At 69.2% G+C, this 17,758-nt stretch carries 7 protein-coding genes; 3 read left to right on the top strand and 4 right to left on the bottom strand.

Annotation, left to right across the window (positions count from 1 at the left end; all coding sequences use genetic code 11):
- Positions 1-68: 68 nt before the first annotated feature.
- From OG609_RS31650 to OG609_RS31640, 3 genes are read right to left on the bottom strand one after another with little or no spacing between them, the layout of a single operon-like run.
- On the bottom strand, positions 69-4,541 hold the full coding sequence (locus OG609_RS31650) for an Eco57I restriction-modification methylase domain-containing protein (protein ID WP_327275965.1): 4,473 nt from the start codon (positions 4,539-4,541) through the stop codon (positions 69-71).
- Positions 4,538-7,507, bottom strand: coding sequence for a helicase-related protein (locus OG609_RS31645; protein ID WP_327275964.1), 2,970 nt, complete (start codon positions 7,505-7,507; stop codon positions 4,538-4,540). The genes OG609_RS31650 and OG609_RS31645 overlap by 4 nt, the downstream gene beginning before the upstream one ends.
- Positions 7,504-12,768: a DEAD/DEAH box helicase gene (locus tag OG609_RS31640; protein WP_327275963.1), complete on the bottom strand. Its 5,265-nt coding sequence runs from the start codon at positions 12,766-12,768 to the stop codon at positions 7,504-7,506. Before OG609_RS31640 ends, OG609_RS31645 begins: the two co-directional genes overlap by 4 nt.
- 187 nt (positions 12,769-12,955) lie before the next feature.
- Between OG609_RS31640 and OG609_RS31635 the strand changes: the two genes are divergently transcribed.
- From OG609_RS31635 to tyrS, 3 genes are read left to right on the top strand one after another with little or no spacing between them, the layout of a single operon-like run.
- A complete protein-coding gene (locus tag OG609_RS31635) occupies positions 12,956-14,479 on the top strand; it encodes a TldD/PmbA family protein (protein WP_327275962.1) in 1,524 nt (507 codons plus the stop codon).
- A complete protein-coding gene (locus OG609_RS31630) occupies positions 14,476-15,870 on the top strand; it encodes a metallopeptidase TldD-related protein (RefSeq protein ID WP_327275961.1) in 1,395 nt (464 codons plus the stop codon). The genes OG609_RS31635 and OG609_RS31630 overlap by 4 nt, the downstream gene beginning before the upstream one ends.
- A gap of 55 nt (positions 15,871-15,925) precedes the next feature.
- A complete protein-coding gene (gene tyrS / locus OG609_RS31625) occupies positions 15,926-17,191 on the top strand; it encodes a tyrosine--tRNA ligase (protein WP_327275960.1) in 1,266 nt (421 codons plus the stop codon).
- 107 nt (positions 17,192-17,298) lie between these two features.
- On the opposite strand, the gene OG609_RS31620 is transcribed toward tyrS, so the two are convergent.
- Positions 17,299-17,574 (bottom strand): GlsB/YeaQ/YmgE family stress response membrane protein, encoded by a 276-nt coding sequence (locus OG609_RS31620; RefSeq protein WP_327275959.1) that lies wholly within the window; start codon positions 17,572-17,574, stop codon positions 17,299-17,301.
- Positions 17,575-17,758: the final 184 nt, after the last annotated feature.

Here is a 17,758-nt window from a genome sequence, read left to right as displayed (position 1 = left end):
GTACGCGAACGGCCGCCCGGCCGGGGTATCCGGGCGGGCGGCCGTTGCTGTGTGCGGGACGGGCCTGGCTACTCCTCGCGTCCGAAGAAGTCGAGCTGTATGTCGACTCCCTCCACTTCCTCCAGGCCGAACAGAGCACCGCCCAACTGGTTGTCGGTGACCGGCTTGCTCCTCTTCTTCGCAGGAACGGGCCGGACCGGCGGGGTGGGCGGGGCCACGCGGGTGAGAGGACTGGCGCCGGGGTTGTGCCGAGGACCCTGGCCCGGGAGCGGGGTGAAGGGCGTGATGTACGGGCCGACCGCCATGGCCTCGTAGATGCGGATGATCTCGTCCTTGGTGCGCTGAAAGAGCTCCGGCTTCTTGTTGCGGAAGGCACGGAAGCTGTCCAGGACGAGGTCGAGTTCCTTGCGCTCGATGCCGTAGAGGTGGAAGTACGCTGCGTCCAACTCGGCGCGCATGAGGAAGCGGCGCTCTTCGTCCCAAACGAAGGGGGCGCGTTCCTCGCCGAGGTAGCTGGCCCAGGGGGCCATCTCGTATGAGGTGTAGGTCAGTTCGAGAACGCGGGCGCGAATCCAGGACTCGGGCGACTGGCCGCCAAGCCAGCTGACAGGCTTCGCGTACTCGTCAGGGGCAAGGACCGGCAGCTGCTCCAAGTACGTGTACGTGAGGTGCGCGCCTTGAATCTTCTGCCGGGCCGCAAAGTCCAGGACGAAGGACGACAGATTCGCAAGGAAGCCGTCAAGCGGCGCAGCCAGATCTGTGGGCATGAAAAGCGGCTCTGTGTGCCCCACCGCAATCCTCGGCAGAGCAGACGCGATGACCGTCCGCTCATCCGAAGCTCGGCACACATCGCGCCAGCCAAGCAGCCAATCGTGCGACCACTCCTTCCGCTGGTTCGCCAGGTCCTCTGCGAGCCGTGCATCGACCTCAGCTTCGTTCACCCAGTGCCGGGGAAGCGGGAGTGCGGCCGGATCCTGGTGCGAATCAGTGTCCAGCCGAGGCAACGTTCCCTTATTGATCTGAGCCTGAGTGGCGTTCGCATAGGTGGCGAATCGCGCGTCGTAGTGGTGGGCGAACTTTCCCTCGTACAGGGGTAGGTACCGTTCGGGTCCCTTAGCAAAGACCGTTCCCACCTGTTTCCACTCAGCATCTACCAATGCCTCTGCACCAAGGAAAAGATCAGAGTCGCCTGACATGTGGAACATAACCTGCAATTTCAGCTTCCAAGGGTTGGCACCGCCAACCCTTCCGGTCCTGTCCCAAAGGACTGGCACCCGGCGATGTACTTCCTCCAGCACTTCCAGGTGCTCCGGGCTCTCGCACACCGGTGCCGTCCGGGTATTCGGGTTGATCCGCCGGAACCCCTCCGCGTCCAGTGTGAACTCCCGCGCATCCAGCTGATCCGGCCGACGCGCCCGGAACGCAAGGCGGACGTGCTCGAATGCGCCGGCCACACCGCCGAAGATGAACAGGCAGAAGCGGTACTGGTTGTGGACGTCCGCGAACAGCTTCTCCTCGTTCTCAAGGTCCAGCACCGTGCCCAGCTGCCGCCGCTCCACCAGGTCCGAGAAGAACGCCGACGTCGTCTTGTCCGTCGCGATCCCGGTCGGCAGGACCAGCCCGACCATCCCCTCCGGCCCCACCAGCATCCGGGACTTCTCCGCGAAGACCGCGTATGTGTTGACGTCGCCCTTGCCCGTCAGCGGGAAGATCCCCGAGTCCCGGAGCATGTTCGTCGTGCCCTTGGACTCGCGCTGAGCAATCAGATAGTCCCGGTGCAGCTTCCGGTCGCCCTCGATCGGGTTGCCGTGCTCGTCCACCGACTTGAGCAGCGCGCCGATGCGGCGCTCCCGCTCGCTCGCTGTCTCGGCGTCCGCGACGTACGGGTTCTGTGCGGCAAACCACTCCTTCTTCTGGATCTTCACCCGCTCCCACGGCGGATTCCCCAACACCGCGTCGAAGCCGCCCTGCCACCCCGTCTCCGCGTTCGCGTCCGCCGCGTCCGTGTCCTCGACCCGGAACACGCGCGGGAACTCCAGGTGCCAGTGGAAGAACCGGTTACGGGCCACCACCTCGCGCAGCTCACGCTCCCCCGCGCCCTCGCGCCACTCGCGGTCCTCGTTCGACTCCGGCACGGGGTCTTCACCCATCGGAGGCAAGGGCTCCGGGAGCCCTTCCAAGGGTTCGCCCTGCTCCAGCCGCTTCAGGGTCGACGTCGTGATGGCGGCCGGTGCGTCCTTCCGCTTGGGCCAGATGAACGCCGCGCACCAGGCGTCGGCCACGCGCTTGAGGCGCTCCAGCTCCGGGTTGGCCTCGAACTCCTTGTGCCGCCGGGCCAGCTCACGGATCGCGGCGAGCCCTCTGCCAGTCGGCTTCGCGGCTGCCTCCTCGGCGGCCACCCGAACCTTTGCCGTGCTCGTACGGACCGCCGGCTCGCCCAGCTGGCTCTGGATCCAGACCTCGATGCCCTTGCGTTCCTTGCGGTTGCGGTCACGGGCCTCGGTCACCGCCTTGGCTTCGTCGCCCTCCAGCTTCTTGAAGGCCTCCTCGGGCACGCCTGCCTCCAGCAGCCGAGGAGTCGTGCCCAGCAGCGCGTTACCGACCTTGATCCGGTCGTCCAGGAAGGCCAGCGGCTCGCCCGGATTCAGGGATTCCAGCCACAGCGACACCTTGGCGATTTCGGCGGCGAGCGGGTTGATGTCGACGCCGTGGACGCAGGACCGTACGACTTTGCCCATCGCCTCGCGCACCTTCTCCGGTGCGGGCTCGCGCTCCTTGTCGTACATCTGGGCATAGCGCAAAGCGATCCGCCGGGCCGCCGCCACCAGCATGTGGCCGGAACCACAGCTGGGGTCCACGAAACGGATCCTCAGCAGGTCGTCGGGGATTCCTGACGCCGCGTGGCGTTCGATGACCGGGTCCAGGGCATTGTCGAGGAGCTTCTCGATGAGCACGGACGGTGTGTAGTACGACCCGGTCGTCTTGCGCTTGTTGCCAGCCACCAGGTCCTGGAGCCAGAACTCCCCTTTCTGGACGTCGTGGCGCGGGATCAGCTCCAGCAGGGATTCGTAGACGCTGCCGAGCTCGTCGGCGCCCAGGTGGCGGTAGTCCACCCGGCTCGGGCGGCCCTGCTTGTCCCGTACGCGGGAGAGGAGCCTGACCGCGTCGAGCAGGTTCTCGTTGGGGAGCTTCGCCTCGCGCAGAGGTTCGGGACTGCCGGGAAGCAGCGCGTCGTGGGCCGCGTCCGTGGCCGCGCGGAAGTACAGGCCGCCGAGTTCGGGCAGGGCGAGGGCTCGCAGACCCTCGTCCTGGCCGAGGGCGTCTAGGACGATGCGCAGGCCCTCCCACAGGTCGCCGTTGTGGTCGCCCTTGCGTCGCGAGGCGATGCGGCGGAGCCGGGCGGTGGAGAAGTAGCGGGCGTAGTGGACGCGGGCTCGCTCCACCGCCTCGACCTCCTTGCGAGAGGCATTCGCCTCGGGCCGCAGCAGCAAGGCGTCGCGGTCCTCGGCGACGAAGAGGAAGATCAGCTGGTAGGCCAGCCTGAGGAGCTCGTGGTGGAAGTCGTCCAGTGCGGCCTTGCCGCCCCGGGTGAGCGCCTTGCCAAACTCCGGGTTCGCCTGGAGGAAGCCGGAGCCCAGGATGCTGAGGGCCTGCTTGACCTGGTTGCGCAGGCGGTCGCGGGCGCGGATGCCGGTCTCGATGGCGTAGGCACGCCACCATTCGATGCGGCAGTCGGCAGGGGTGAAGGCGGCGGCTTCGTCGAGGGGGGCCTCGTCGGTCTCGGTGTCGTCCTCGGCGGCCTCGTCCTCGTCGGCCTCAGCGTCCACGACCGCTGCCGCGCCGCGTCGCTTCTTCTCCGGTTTCGCGACGAGCTCGAAGCGGGACGAGTGGAGCATCGCGTAGAGCAGCAGGAAGTCGGCGAACTGGTCGCCGCCGAAGATCGCTTCAAGGTTGAACTCGACGTACGCGGAGCCGACCAACGCGGTGGAATCGCGCAGGACGCGCAGGACGCTGCCGTTGGAGAGCAGTGCCCACAGGTGCTCGTCGGAGACGTTGAGGAGTTCCTGGACCATCGACTGCGGTGCACGGTCGCTGCCGATACCCCGGTCGAGGGGGGTGTTCCAGCCCAGGAGGTGGATGGGCAGGTGCTGCTGCCACTGGTGGCTCACCCGGTACGGATCGGGCCGCCCCGGCACGCGGATGCCCTGCCGTGCCGGCACGGCGGTGCGACCCCCATAGCCGAGTTCGTCGAGGAGGACGCCGAGCCATTCCTGGTGGGTGACCTTGGCCGGCGCGGTGTGATCGCCGGATTCGGCGAGCTGCTCCAGGAAGGTCGCGTAGGTGGCCTTGAGGTACTCCCACTTGCGGCTGGCAGCGTCCTCGACCCGTACGCCGCGCGGCAGGCCGTAGTCGGCGGGTGCGGCACCGGGAAGCTCCCGGTCGGCGAAGCGGATCTTGTTGATGAGGTCGGCGGAGAGCAGTGCCCCCTCTATGCGGACGGCTGTGCTCGCCGGGAGGTGGTCGGGGGCGAGAGTGGTCACCTGGATCCTCCGGGACGCTTGACGTACACATACACACCGAGCAGGTCGGGTTCGCCCGCGGGGACGGCGGTGATACGGCGGGCCGCTGCCGCGCCGCGCGCCCGGCCCCGCTCGCCGGCCGCCTCACGCACGCGCTGGTGGGCGGCTTCGAGACGGCGGGCGACCTGGTCGCCGTGGGCTCTGAGGTGGTCCTGCACCTCGGCCAGTTCGTCCAGGGCTCGCTCGATCTGCTGTCCGCGCATGGACAGGTTGGTGTTGCGGTCCGGGGCGGCGAGGAGCAGTTGGGCGGTCTTCTCGTCGCTGAGCCAGACGCGCCCGCCCTCGGGGTCGTTGCGCCAGGCCAGGAGCTGGGCGTCCTCGGCCACCAGCTCATTCGGCTTCTCGGTGGTACGGCCGGGGCGGGGAAGAGTCAGGCGGAAGCGGTAGCGGACCAGGAGCAGCACAGTGCGGTGGGCCACGTCCGGGGTGCGGATGACACCGAGCCTGCGGGCAGGGCGGTCGTTGTCGCTCAGTTCCTTGTCGAGGGCCGAGTCAAGGACGTAACGGGCAACGGCCCGGACGGCGGGGTCCGTACGGAAGAGGGCATGCTCGCCGGCGGGCACCGGGAGGTCCTGGTGGAAGACGAGGTTGTCCACTGCCGGCTTGCGGGCCTTGCCCTTGGCCGGGGTGCGGGCCGGGGCCTTGGCGGCGCCGGGGCCGAGGGCCTGGTCGGAATCCTCGTAGATACCGAGAGCATGACGCAGCCCGCGGGGCAGCGCCCCGGCCGGAGCTGTGAACCCGGTCGAGCGTGTGTCGGGGCGTACCGCCGAGCCCAGGGCTTTCAGGGACTCCCGGGTGAAGTCGGCGATGTCGGCGGGGTCACCGAGTGCTTGGCGCAGGGCGTCCAGCTCGGCTTGGACCTCGTCGGGACGCAGACCGCTGTGGGCGAATTTCGTCAGCACCTTGGACTCGCGGTCGGCCGCGCTCTCCCACTCCGTCTCCAGTTGTCGGCGCGCGTGGCCGAAGAGCTCGTTCGTGTCGAAGTCGAGCGTGAGCTGTCCGTCGCGCTCACCCTCACGGCCTCTGAGCAGGAGGGCCTTGGAGAGTGCCTGAAGCACTCCGGCGCCGCCGTCCGGGACAGGGACGACGACGCCCACCTGTTCGGCGATGTCCCGGTGCTTGCGGATGAGCACGTCCAGCACGAGGCCGTCGATGCCGGTGTCGGTGTCGTACAGGGTGATGGCGCGGACGTTCTCACGGGACTGGCCGAAACGGTCGACGCGGCCCTCGCGCTGTTCGTGGCGGGTCGGGTTCCAGGACAGGTCGTAGTGGACGACGGCACCGAAGTGCTCCTGAAGGTTGACGCCTTCGGAGAGGCAGTCGGTGGCGACGAGGACGTGCCGGCCGCGCTTGGCGGTGAGCTCGTCAATGCGGGCCTGGCGGGCGTCAGGGTGGAGTTTGCCGGTGATGGCCTCGACGTGGGCACTGCGGCCCAGCGCTTCGGCCAGGTGCTCGGCGACGTACTCGGCGGTGGGGATGTAGCGGCAGAAGACGATCGGGTCGTAGCCGTCGACGAGGAGGCCCTTCACCGCGTCGATGAGGAAGGCCAGTTTGGTGTCGTGCTCCGGGCCGGCCAGCAGGGCGGCGCGCGCGGCGAACTCGCTCAGCTTGCGGCTGCCCGCACGTGAGCCGGCATCGTCGTCGAGAACGGAACCGGGGACCGCGTCGAGGCCTTCACTCGCTTCGTCGTCGGTGAGTTCCAGGACGGCCCGGCGCCCAATGCTTTCGGCCTCCTCGGGGGTGCGGGCAGCACCTACGGCCGCGCGCACCTTGAGCGTCTCGGCCGCCGCAGCGGGCGAGGAGAGCACACAGCGCAGCAGGGCGAGGACGGACCACCAGGTGAGGCGTTGACGGAGAGCCCCGTCGGGGCGGCGGACCTGCTCGCGGGCGAAGGCGAGGACATCGGTGACGAACTGGGCGTATTCCGTTCCCAGCTGGTACGGGGCGGGGCGCAGCTTGCGGTCGCGCGGGAAGGGGGTGTCCTCGTCGAGGTAGCGCCGGATGTCCCGGCGGCGGCGCTGCACGAAGTGGCGGGCGAGCCGGTCGCGGTGCGCGGGGAGCGTCGGGTCCAGTGCCTGGAGACCGGGGTCGAGCAGGCTGGTGAGCTTGGCGAAGGCGTGGGCGTCGCCGCTGTGCGGGGTGGCGGTGACGAGAACGAGGTGGCGACTCTTGTCCTCGGCAAGTGTGCGCAGCAGCTCGTAGCGTTGCTGGTGTCCCGTGCCCGCTCCGACGCAGGTGTGTGCCTCGTCGACGATCAGGAGGTCCGGGCAGGTGCGGCGGAACGCCTCACGGCGGTCGGGCTGCTTGATGAAGTCGGTGGAAACGATCGTGCAGGGGTAACGATCGAAGAGCGTCTGGCCGGGCTCCACTCCCTTTTGCAGGCGGGCAGCGGTGGAGGGCAGGACGAGCTCCGCCTCCATGCCGAACTTCTCCCGGAGCTCGGACTGCCACTGTTCGGCGAGGGAGGGCGAGCACAGCACGGCCATGCCGCGTGCCGACCCCTGCTCGATGAGTTCCTTGGCGATGAGGGCGGCCTCGATGGTCTTGCCGATGCCGACGTCGTCGCCGATGAGGAGCCGTACGGTGTCCATCCGCAGGGCCATCATCAGCGGGACCAGCTGGTACTGGCGCGGCTGGACGGCGATGGATGCAAGGCTGCGGAACGGCCCGGCACCGTGCGTTGCGGCGACCCTCAGGGCCGTCCGCAGAAGCCCGGCCGAGGCGAAGTCGCCGATCTCGCCGTTCACCGCGCTCGGCCAGCCGAAGCCGGGGTCCTCGATCTCGTGTGGGAAGAGCGCGGTGATGAACTCGCGGTCTCCATCCAAAGGCTGCGCGATGACCAGGTCGTCGGAGGCACCGGGCAGAATCACCCAGTCACGTCCACGGGCCGACACGAGGTCGCCGGGGGCGCGGGGGACGGTCGTCATCGGATGCTCCGTCCGGGGCCGAATACATCCGGATGTGCGCGCACGGTGCTTTCCCACTCCTTGGTGTCGGCGCCGGCCCGGATCACGAGCCAGCCGTCGTCGATCAGCCGGTACTCGGCCGGTTTGTCCAGGTGACGGCCGGCTGCCGTATCCAGGTACACCGCGACATCGGCGCCGGGCAGACGGTAGACGATGTCGGGGTGGACGGGGGCACCGGTCTGCTCCGGGTGCGTCTCGTCGGGCAGCCGGTGACCCGATTCGCCGAGCCACTCCACGAAGTCGGCCACCGGCCCCCGAGCGCTCTGTGTCGCCTTGGCCAGTGCCTGAGCCCGCTGTGCGGCGGGGGTGGTCTGCCGCTCGCCGCTGGCGGTGGCAGCTGCCAGCCGCATCAGCAGCGGGACGGCTGCGTGCCGGTCGATGCGGGTGTGGAAACGCTGGTTGCTGTACGAGAGGAGGCAGTCGTAGCAGCCGAGCTCGCACCGCTCGGGCGCCCCCTCCGCCCGGTCCAGGTCGCGGCCGGTGTCCGGGTCCACGTGAATGATCTTCAGTGCGGCCCTGGCCACCTCGGCGAGGGAGCCCGGATCGTCGTGGAGCAGCCGCAGGACGCCTGCGCCGCCTTCCGCGCCCTCGACGAAGAGCATGCGGCCGCGCGAGTCCTCGTCGGGAAGGTCCTGGCTGTCGAGCTCGGAGTCCTCGAGCTGGTAGCGGGCTTCTATACCGCGCTCGAGGGCATACCTGAGCGTGATGGCAACGGTTTCGTCGCCGACGGGCTCGGCGAGCCGCAGCACAGCGATGTTCTTGCGGTCCTCGACGTACGGGATGACCTGGAGCGCACGGTCCGCGGATGCGAAGGCGCCCAGCGCCTCGTCTTCGGGGGACGCTTCCTGCGTCTCCGCCGCCTTCTTGGCGCTCAGCCATCTGCCCTGCACGGGGTCGAGCCAGAAGCCTCGGTCCCCAGGGTGCTTGCGCTTACGACGGCCGATGTTGAAGACGCGGACACGAGCGGTGTCGCCATAGCTGACGCTGAGGACCGGGCCGTGCGGGTCGGCGGCCACAGCGTCCAGCCGACCGCCCACCTGGGAGAACTGGTAGCCGGTCAGCAATTCGAAGCCGGATTTGAGACGTTCCTCCTCGTCTGAGGAGATACGCCGCACCGGCGAGGCCTGGACCGTGGTCAGCACCATCGTCCGGCTCAGCGTCAAGGTGAGTGGGACATGGCAGTCGTCGCACTGGTCGGCGCCTTCGGAGCGGTCGTACCAGGTGCCGCAGCTTCCGCAGATCCGGACGTCGCTGGTGGCCACCTGCCCAGGGACGGCACCGGTGGGGACCTGGACGCGATCGACGGCGTACCGCTGGCCCTCGTGGTAGATGAGCGCTCCGGGCCCGAACTCGGAGACGGCGATGAAGCGCGGGCGCTGAATGTACGCCCCATTCTTCTGGCCGTACCGGCTCTCGCCCCGCTGGCCTGGGATGTAGGCAGCCAGGGGCAGTCGCGGGAAGGAGTAGCCGGGGAGAAAGCCTTCCGAGGCGAAGTAGCGGTAGGTGTAGAAGTCGCTGAAGGACTCCTCGCTGTCCTCGTTACGCAGCAGCTTCAGCTGGCTCTCGGCTTCGGCACGGCGGGCCTGCGCGCGACGTCGTGACTTCGGGTCGACGGAGAGGTCTCCGGCGATGCGGTGCTGCTCCTCGCGTTCGACAAGGGCGGAACGGTAGAGGCGACGCCAACGCTCGCAGTCGTCGTCGAAGCGGCGCAGGGCCGAGCGTACGACGTCCTCGATCCAGCCGTCGTACCACCAGCCGGCGCGCTTCTCCAGATCGGCCAGCAGGGGTCGCAGAACCTCCTCCGCCCGGGCGACGGCCCGGCGGCGGGCCGCCTCGCTGTCGAGCTGGGCGCGCATCGCTTCGCTGAGCGGCAACGGCACCACGCCGCCTGCGGGGTCGCGCGTCTCCGCGTCCAGGACGTCGGTCATGCGGGACTCCAGCGAGGCGCCGGTCTCAGCCAGCCAGATGGCGTGCACGTGCGAGCGCAGGAGCTCCTCATTGGCGAGGTCAAGGCGCGGCGGCGTAACGCTGCCGGCCACCATCAGTTCAGGGCGACGGAAGTAGTACTGATCGTGGGCACTTCCCGTCGAGCAGTACGTGGTGACCAGTGCGGGCTGCCCGGAGCGTCCGGCCCGGCCGGAGCGCTGGGCGTAGTTGGCAGGGGTGGGCGGTGCGTTGCGCATGGCGACCGCGTTCAGAGTGGCAATGTCGACACCGAGCTCCATGGTCGGCGAGCAGTACAGGAGGCTCAGCTCGCCCTCCCGGAATGCTTCCTCCCGTTTCTCCCGCACGTCCGAGGGGACCTGAGCGGTGTGCTCCCTGGCTTCCAGGCCGACCAGCTCGGCCGCGGTGTCACGGTAGAGATCGCGGAAGTAGGTGTTGACGCGAGGCTCCGCGCCGGAGTCGCTCACCTTGCGCAGAGGGTCCGGCTCAGGGGTGATCCCGTCCCCGGGAAGCCAGCGCAACGCGGCCGACCTGACTTGGTGTCCGCGTGAACCGTCGCGCTCCTCCCGGACGACGGCGACAAGCCCCTGCGTCTCCAGCACCTCCAACAGGCTGCGAATCACCGCGTCGGCGTCCGCGACCGCCATACGTGTGCCTGCCAGGCCCTGAATTGCCGCGAACTGGCCGGGCCGACGTAGAAAGCGCCCGTATGCCCCCAGGCCGCTGAGGTAGATGGCCTCGCCGGACGGGGCGCCCTTGGGACCGCTTCCGGGGAAGGCGACGCGAGAGGGGACACGGGGTTCCTTGGGAGGCAGTGCCCACACGCCCAGGAGGTGCCCCTCGGATTGGCGCTGAAGCTGATCGAAGCCTTCCTGCGTGAGCAGTGGATCGTCCACGGCGAGCGACCGGCGGAGTTCGTCCAGCAGGACGCGCGCAAGGTGGGCGCGGTGCTCCGGCGAGTCTGCGGCCAGGGCAGGATGCGTGTGCTGCCAGCATTCCTCGTCGGCGGCGATCTCCGTCAGGTCGGTGTAGTCGAAGCGCAGCAGCCCGGTCTGGGTGAGGTTGGGCATGGTGATGCGCCAGCCGCGCTCCAGGTCGGCGTTGGCCCGGTAGGCGAGGACCGTACGCAGCGCGGACCGCGCGAACTCTCGCTGGCTGTATTTCGCGCCCGGGTGGCGGGCGAATGCCTCCATGGGGAGGGCGAGTGCTTCCTCGATCGCCTTCGGCAGCACATCGTGGCGGAGCCCTTCTGGCCCTGCGGCCGCCAGGGCCCGGTAGAGCGCGCCACGGATCTGAGTGACCTGGGCAAAGTCGTTGAAGTGCCCTGCCTGGAGGCTGGCGTCCTGCCGGTTGTCGACGAAGGTGAGGAGCTTGCGGGCCCGCTCATCGATCTCCTTCTGACCGCGCAGCGACCGCACCACGCTGGCGCTGATCAGGGAAACAGCCGAGCTCCGGCCCTCTGCAGCGAAAGTTGCCAGCTTGACGAAGTCGCGGGCGCGCAGTTGCTCATGACTGACACGGCAGCGCAGACAGAAACGGAACGGGGCCCCGATCCACCAGGCGCGCAGTCCCTCACCCCCTACCGGGTCGAGCGTGCCGTCTGAAGCGACGCGGACCTCACGCGGCACATCCCCGGTCCGGGCCTGTACGACCGTGCGGACGCCCTCGTCCGAGGTCTCGACCCAACTGTCGGGCAGGCGGACCAGCCGTTGCCCGGCGTCGTCCGGCCAGGGGTGCTCCTCACTGACGTAGAGATAGCCGTCGCCGTCCTCGGCCGGGGCCTCCGGGTCACGGCGTGCGGTGAGGCGGAGCCCGGCAGCGCCCTCCTCACGGGTTACCACCAGGTATTCGTGCCCGCAGTCGCGGCAAAACGCCAGGGGGATCAGTGGCTTGTCCCGGTGTTCGGGCACGCTGACCTGGTACTGGCTGGTCAGGTGGCGCTGCCCCGCCGGTTCGAAACTGGTGTAGACCGTGTCGCCCTTGGACAGGAACTGATGAAGCCGGAAGGCGAACAATGGGCGCCGGTGCTGCGGGTGCCGTGCCTCGGCCCCCGCCCGGAGTACCGCTTCGATGGCATCGCGGCATACGTCCTCCGGCTCCCCGCTCGCCTTCGCCAGGGCCTGACCTGCGAACGGCACGGTCACAGGTGTCCTACGAACCAGCCGGCCCCCGGCCTTCTCGTCCTCGACCAGGCCGAACGAGTCCTCCACCCATACCGCGAGCGGGTTCGTCCGCAAAACCATGTAATCGCGCGACAGCGCGTGGGGTTCCTCCGCAGCGCGGCGTACCGCCGTGCCCAGTGTCCGAAGCCGTGCGTCCCTGGATGCCGTGTGGGAAGGGCCTGGGTCCGTTGCGCGTTCGAGTGTCTCGCCGATCACCCGTTCCGGACGGACAGTGGCCCCAAAGAGGCTGGTGGCGACGTCTGCGACCTTCGACTGGGCATCGGCGAACGTCGCGGCGCTGGCCATCGTGGCGGACGTGCCGATGCACTGGAGGTGGGGAGCGGCGCAGGCGTCCCGCAGCCTGCGTACCAGCAGGGCGACGTCCGCGCCCTGTCTGCCGCGATAGGTGTGCAACTCGTCAAGGGCGAGGAAACGCAGGCCCTGGGCGGCACCGATCAGCGCTTCGCGCTCACGGGGGCGGGTGAGCAAGTACTCCAGCATGACGTAGTTGGTCAGCAGGATGTCCGGCTTCGACCGCAGGACAGCGGTCTTCTTCTCCAGGGACTCCTGCCCGGTGTATCGCGCGAACGTCACCTTTCGGTCCGCTTCCGGGACACCCCACTGCAGATAGCGCGCCAGCTCGTGCTGCTGACTGTTGGCGAGCGCGTTCATGGGATAGACGACGATGGCGGAGATGCCGTCCGGATTGGGGTGGCGCAGCACCGCGTCCACGACAGGAACGATGTAGGCGAGGCTTTTCCCCGACCCGGTTCCTGTGGTCAGGACGTACGAATCGCCAGAAGCGGCCGCTTCGATGGCCTCCCGCTGGTGACGGTGGAGGGTGAGCGTCCGGGAGCCGGGGTCGTTCTCATTCTCCTTCGACCGGAAGTAGTCGCGGCACCCGCGGTGCAGAATGCCTTCGTCCACGAGTTCCGCAACGGTGCCCCCGCTGCGGAAATTCGGATTGAGCGAGATTCGGGGGTCCGGCCAGCGGGCCTTACGTTCCCGCTCCTCGTCGAGGTGCTGCTGGATTTCGCGATCCCTCACACCGACCAACGAGCTGGTGAAGGCGTCGTAGTCACTGATCAGCCTCTGGTGAACCCCGAAAACATCCATTGTCGCGCCCGCTCCCCGCTGCCTGCTGTACTGCGTCGGCCCTGCCCGTACCGCTGCTGGCCCCCCGGCCATCCGCAGCGATCAGCCTACTGCCGTGCAGCACACTCACGGCCCGCAACCCAGTAGCCGCCCGCCGGCGTCTCCTCCATGATTCACTGCCAGGACCGTCAAAGGAGGGGAGCCCTTCGTGGCCCACGAGGTAGATCAGTCGTTCCTGGCCCTGCCCCTGCGGGCGCTCGCCGACGCGGCGCTCGCCCGCGCGCGTGCGCTGGGGGCCGTGCATGCCGACTTCCGGTTCGAGCGGGTGCGCAGCGCGTCCTGGCGGTTGCGGGACGCCCGGCCCGCCGGGACCTCGGACACCACCGATCTCGGGTACGCGGTGCGCGTGGTGCACGGTGGGGCGTGGGGGTTCGCGTCCGGCGTGGATCTGACGATGGACGCCGCGGCGAAGGTGGCCTCGCAGGCCGTCGCCATGGCGAAGCTGTCGGCGAAGGTGATCGCGGCGGCCGGCTCCGATGAGAAGGTCGAGCTGGCGGACGAGCCGGTGCACGGTGAGCGGACCTGGGTCTCGGCGTACGACATCGACCCCTTCGACGTACCGGACGAGGAGAAGGCGGGGCTGCTCGCCGAGTGGAGCAGCCGGCTCCTGGGCGCCGAGGGCGTCGCGCATGTGGACGCCTCGCTGATGACCGTCCACGAGAACAAGTTCTACGCGGACACGGCGGGCACCGTCACCACCCAGCAGCGGGTGCGGCTGCATCCGCAGTTCACCGCGGTCGCCGTGGACGGGACCACCGGTGAGTTCGACTCGATGCGGACGATCGCCCCGCCGGTGGGCCGCGGCTGGGAGTACCTCACCGGGACCGGCTGGGACTGGGACGACGAGCTGGAGCGGATTCCCGGGCTGCTGGCCGAGAAGATGCGGGCGCCGAGCGTCGAGGCGGGGACGTACGACCTGGTCGTCGACCCGTCGAATCTCTGGCTGACCATCCATGAGTCGATCGGCCACGCCACCGAGCTGGACCGGGCGCTGGGGTACGAGGCGGCCTACGCCGGTACCTCGTTCGCCACCTTCGACCAGTTGGGGAAGCTGGCGTACGGCTCCCCCGTGATGAATGTGACGGGCGACCGCACCGCCGAGCACGGGCTCGCGACCATCGGGTACGACGACGAGGGTGTGGAGGCGCAGTCCTGGGACCTGATCAAGGACGGGACGCTGGTCGGGTACCAGCTCGACCGGCGGATCGCGAAGCTGACGGGTCTGGGCCGGTCCAACGGGTGTGCGTACGCCGACTCGCCGGGCCATGTCCCCGTGCAGCGGATGGCGAACGTGTCGCTGCGGCCGGATCCGGGCGGGCTGTCCACGGAGGATCTGATCGGCGGGGTGGAGCGCGGGATCTATGTGGTCGGCGACCGGTCCTGGTCGATCGACATGCAGAGGTACAACTTTCAATTTACCGGGCAGCGGTTCTTCCGGATCGAGAACGGCAGGCTGGCCGGTCAGCTGCGCGATGTCGCATACCAGGCGACGACGACGGACTTCTGGGGCTCGATGGAGAAGGTCGGCGGCCCGCAGACGTACGTCCTGGGCGGCGCCTTCAACTGCGGCAAGGCCCAGCCGGGCCAGGTCGCGGCCGTCTCGCACGGCTGCCCCTCCGCCCTCTTCCGGGGCGTGAACATCCTCAATACGACGCAGGAGGCCGGACGATGAGTCGCGTCAGCAAGCCGCACGAGATCGTCGAGCGGGCGCTCGAACTGTCCACCGCCGACGGCTGTGTCGTCATCGCCGACGAGGAGTCGTCCGCGAATCTGCGCTGGGCCGGCAACGCGCTCACCACGAACGGGGTGACGCGGGGGCGGACCCTGACCGTCATCGCGACGGTCGACGGTGCGCAGGGCACCGCGTCCGGGGTGGTGTCGCGGTCCGCCGTCACCGCCGACGACCTGGAACCGCTGGTGCGGGCCGCCGAGGCCGCCGCGCGCGGGGCCGGTCCGGCGGAGGACGCGCAGCCGCTGGTCGGCGGGGTGCCCTCGTCGCCCGATTTCACGGACGCGCCGGCCGAGACGGGCTCGGACGTCTTCGCGGAGTTCGCCCCGGCGCTCGGCGACGCCTTCGCCCGTGCCCGCTCCGGTGGCCGTGAGCTGTACGGCTTCGCCCACCACCAGCTGACCTCGACGTACCTCGGTACGTCGACGGGGCTGCGGCTGCGCCACGACCAGCCGAACGGGACGCTGGAACTCAACGCCAAGTCCCCCGACCGGACCCGTTCGACCTGGGCGGGCCGCTCCACGCGCGACTTCAAGGATGTCGATCCGGCCGAGCTCGACGCGGAGCTGGCGCAGCGGCTGCGCTGGGCGGAACGCCGTACCGAGCTGCCCGCCGGGCGGTACGAGACGCTGCTGCCGCCGACCGCCGTGGCCGATCTGCTGATCTACCAGCTGTGGTCGTCGACGGCACGGGACGCCGCGGAGGGCCGGACGGTGTTCTCCAAGCCGGGCGGCGGGACGAGGATCGGCGAGACCCTGTCCGAGCTGCCGCTGTCGCTGCGCAGCGACCCGCACGCTCCGGGCCTGGAGTCGGCGCCGTTCGTGATCGCCCATGCCTCCGGGGACGGGGCTTCCGTCTTCGACAACGGTCTGCCGCTGACGTCGACCGACTGGATCCGGGACGGCAGGCTGGAGCACCTGACGACCACCCGGCACACGGCCGGGCTGACCGGGCTGCCGGTCGCGCCGGCGATCGACAACCTGATGCTGGAGGGCGGCGGTGAGCAGTCCCTGGAGGAGATGGTGGCCGCGACGACCGGCCGCGGGCTGCTGCTGACCTGCATGTGGTACATCCGGGAGGTCGATCCGGCGACACTCCTGCTGACCGGGCTGACCCGCGACGGGGTGTATCTCGTCGAGGGCGGCGAGGTCGTCGGCGAGGTGAACAACTTCCGGTTCAACGAGTCGCCGGTGGATCTGCTGTCGCGGGCCACGGAAGCGGGCCGTACGGAGAAGACGCTGCCGCGCGAGTGGGGCGACTGGTTCACCCGGGCCGCCATGCCCGCGCTGCGGATCCCGGACTTCAACATGAGCTCGGTGAGCCTGGGCGTGTGACCCGCCTAGACTGACTGTTGCCTTTCGAGACACGTAGCTGAGGAGACACGGAACCGTGACGGACATCGTCGACGAGCTGAAGTGGCGTGGGCTGTTCGCCCAGTCCACTGATGAGGACGCACTGCGCAAGGCTCTCGCGGACGGTCCCGTCACGTTCTATTGCGGCTACGACCCCACCGCGGCGAGTCTGCACGTCGGCCATCTGGTGCAGGTGCTCACCATGCGCCGGCTCCAGCAGGCCGGTCTGCGGCCGCTCGCCCTGGTGGGCGGGGCCACCGGTCAGATCGGTGACCCGAGGCCGACCGCCGAGCGCACGCTGAACGACCCGGAGACGGTCGCCAACTGGGTGTCGCGGCTGCGGTCCCAGATCGAGCCGTTCCTGTCCTTCGAGGGCGAGAACGCGGCGGTCATGGTCAACAACCTGGACTGGACCGCGGGCATGTCCGCGATCGAGTTCCTGCGGGACATCGGCAAGCACTTCCGCGTCAACAAGATGCTGACCAAGGACTCCATCGCCCGGCGGCTGGAGTCCGACGAGGGCATCAGCTACACGGAATTCAGCTACCAGCTGCTCCAGAGCATGGACTACCTGGAGCTGTACCGGCGCTACGGCTGCACTCTCCAGCAGGGCGGCAGCGACCAGTGGGGCAACCTCACCGCGGGCCTCGACCTGATCCACCGTCTGGAGCCGGGCGCCGAGGTGCACGCGCTGGCGACCCCGCTGATGACGAAGGCGGACGGGACCAAGTTCGGCAAGTCCGAGAGCGGGGCCGTCTGGCTCGACCCGGCGATGACGACGCCGTACGCGTTCTACCAGTTCTGGCTGAACGTGGACGACCGGGACATCTCCCGGTACATGCGCATCCTCAGCTTCTCCAGCCCCGCGGAGCTGGCGGAGCTGGAGAAGGTCACCGAGGAGCGTCCGCAGGCCCGGACGGCGCAGCGCGCGCTGGCCGAGGAGCTGACGACGCTGGTGCACGGCGCCGACCAGTGCGCTGCGGTCATCGCGGCGTCGAAGGCGCTCTTCGGCCAGGGTGAGCTCGGCGAGCTGGACGAGGCGACGCTGAGCGCCGCACTGTCCGAGGTGCCGCACGCGCAGGTCACGGAGCTCGGCCCACTGGTGGACCTCCTGGTGGAGGTCGGCCTGGCGCCGAGCAAGTCGGGCGCCCGCCGCACGGTGAAGGAGGGCGGTGCGTACGTGAACAACGTCAAGGTCACGGACGGCGAGAGCGCACCGGCCCGCGAGGAGCTGCTGCACGGGCGCTGGCTGGTGCTGCGCCGGGGCAAGAAGAACCTCGCCGCCGTCGAGGTCACCGGCTGATCCCGCACACGCAGGCACTGCGGCCGGGTACGCGTGACGCGTACCCGGCCGCAGTGTGTTGTGGCCCAGTGGCCCAGGCCGTCTGTCGGCTCACGCCTCGTGTCGACTCAGGCCTTCTGTCTGGTGCCGCGGAACGAGGCCCACAGCATGTCGCCGACACCTACGATGACCACGGCACCGATCAGCTGGAACAGGTGGCGCGTCCAGTCGATGCCCCTGGTGTCGTTGACACCGATCCAGGTGGCGGCCGCATTGCCGAGGACGCTGCCGATGATGCCGAAGATCGTCGTCAGCCAGAGGGGGATGTTCTGTTTGCCGGGCAGGATCGCCCTCGCGATCAGACCGAGCACCAGACCCACGATGATTGCCCACAACCAGCCCATGTCGCCTCCTCGTGCGACGCGATGTCGCGCATGTGCGCCCAGTCTCGGCCCGTGGGCCGTACACCGCATGTCGGACGCGTCCGTATGTGCGGCACGGCTGCCGATAGGCACGAATGCGGCGCGCCCCGGTCTCGAAGCCGTCGCGCACCGGGCGTACGGTGGATACGGTCCGGTCCGGGGAGCG

The sequence above is a fragment of the Streptomyces sp. NBC_01224 genome (assembly GCF_036002945.1).
GTDB lineage: Bacteria > Actinomycetota > Actinomycetes > Streptomycetales > Streptomycetaceae > Streptomyces.
Note: the sequence above shows the minus strand (reverse complement) of the source record. Positions and strands in the feature narration are given on the sequence as shown.

Coding starts and splice junctions, on each gene's coding strand:
- OG609_RS31645 (WP_327275964.1), bottom strand. CDS start 7,507: ATGACGACCGTCCCCCGCGCCCCCGGCGACCTCGTGTCGGCCCGTGGA.
- OG609_RS31620 (WP_327275959.1), bottom strand. CDS start 17,574: ATGGGCTGGTTGTGGGCAATCATCGTGGGTCTGGTGCTCGGTCTGATC.
- OG609_RS31630 (WP_327275961.1), top strand. CDS start 14,476: ATGAGTCGCGTCAGCAAGCCGCACGAGATCGTCGAGCGGGCGCTCGAA.
- OG609_RS31640 (WP_327275963.1), bottom strand. CDS start 12,768: ATGGATGTTTTCGGGGTTCACCAGAGGCTGATCAGTGACTACGACGCC.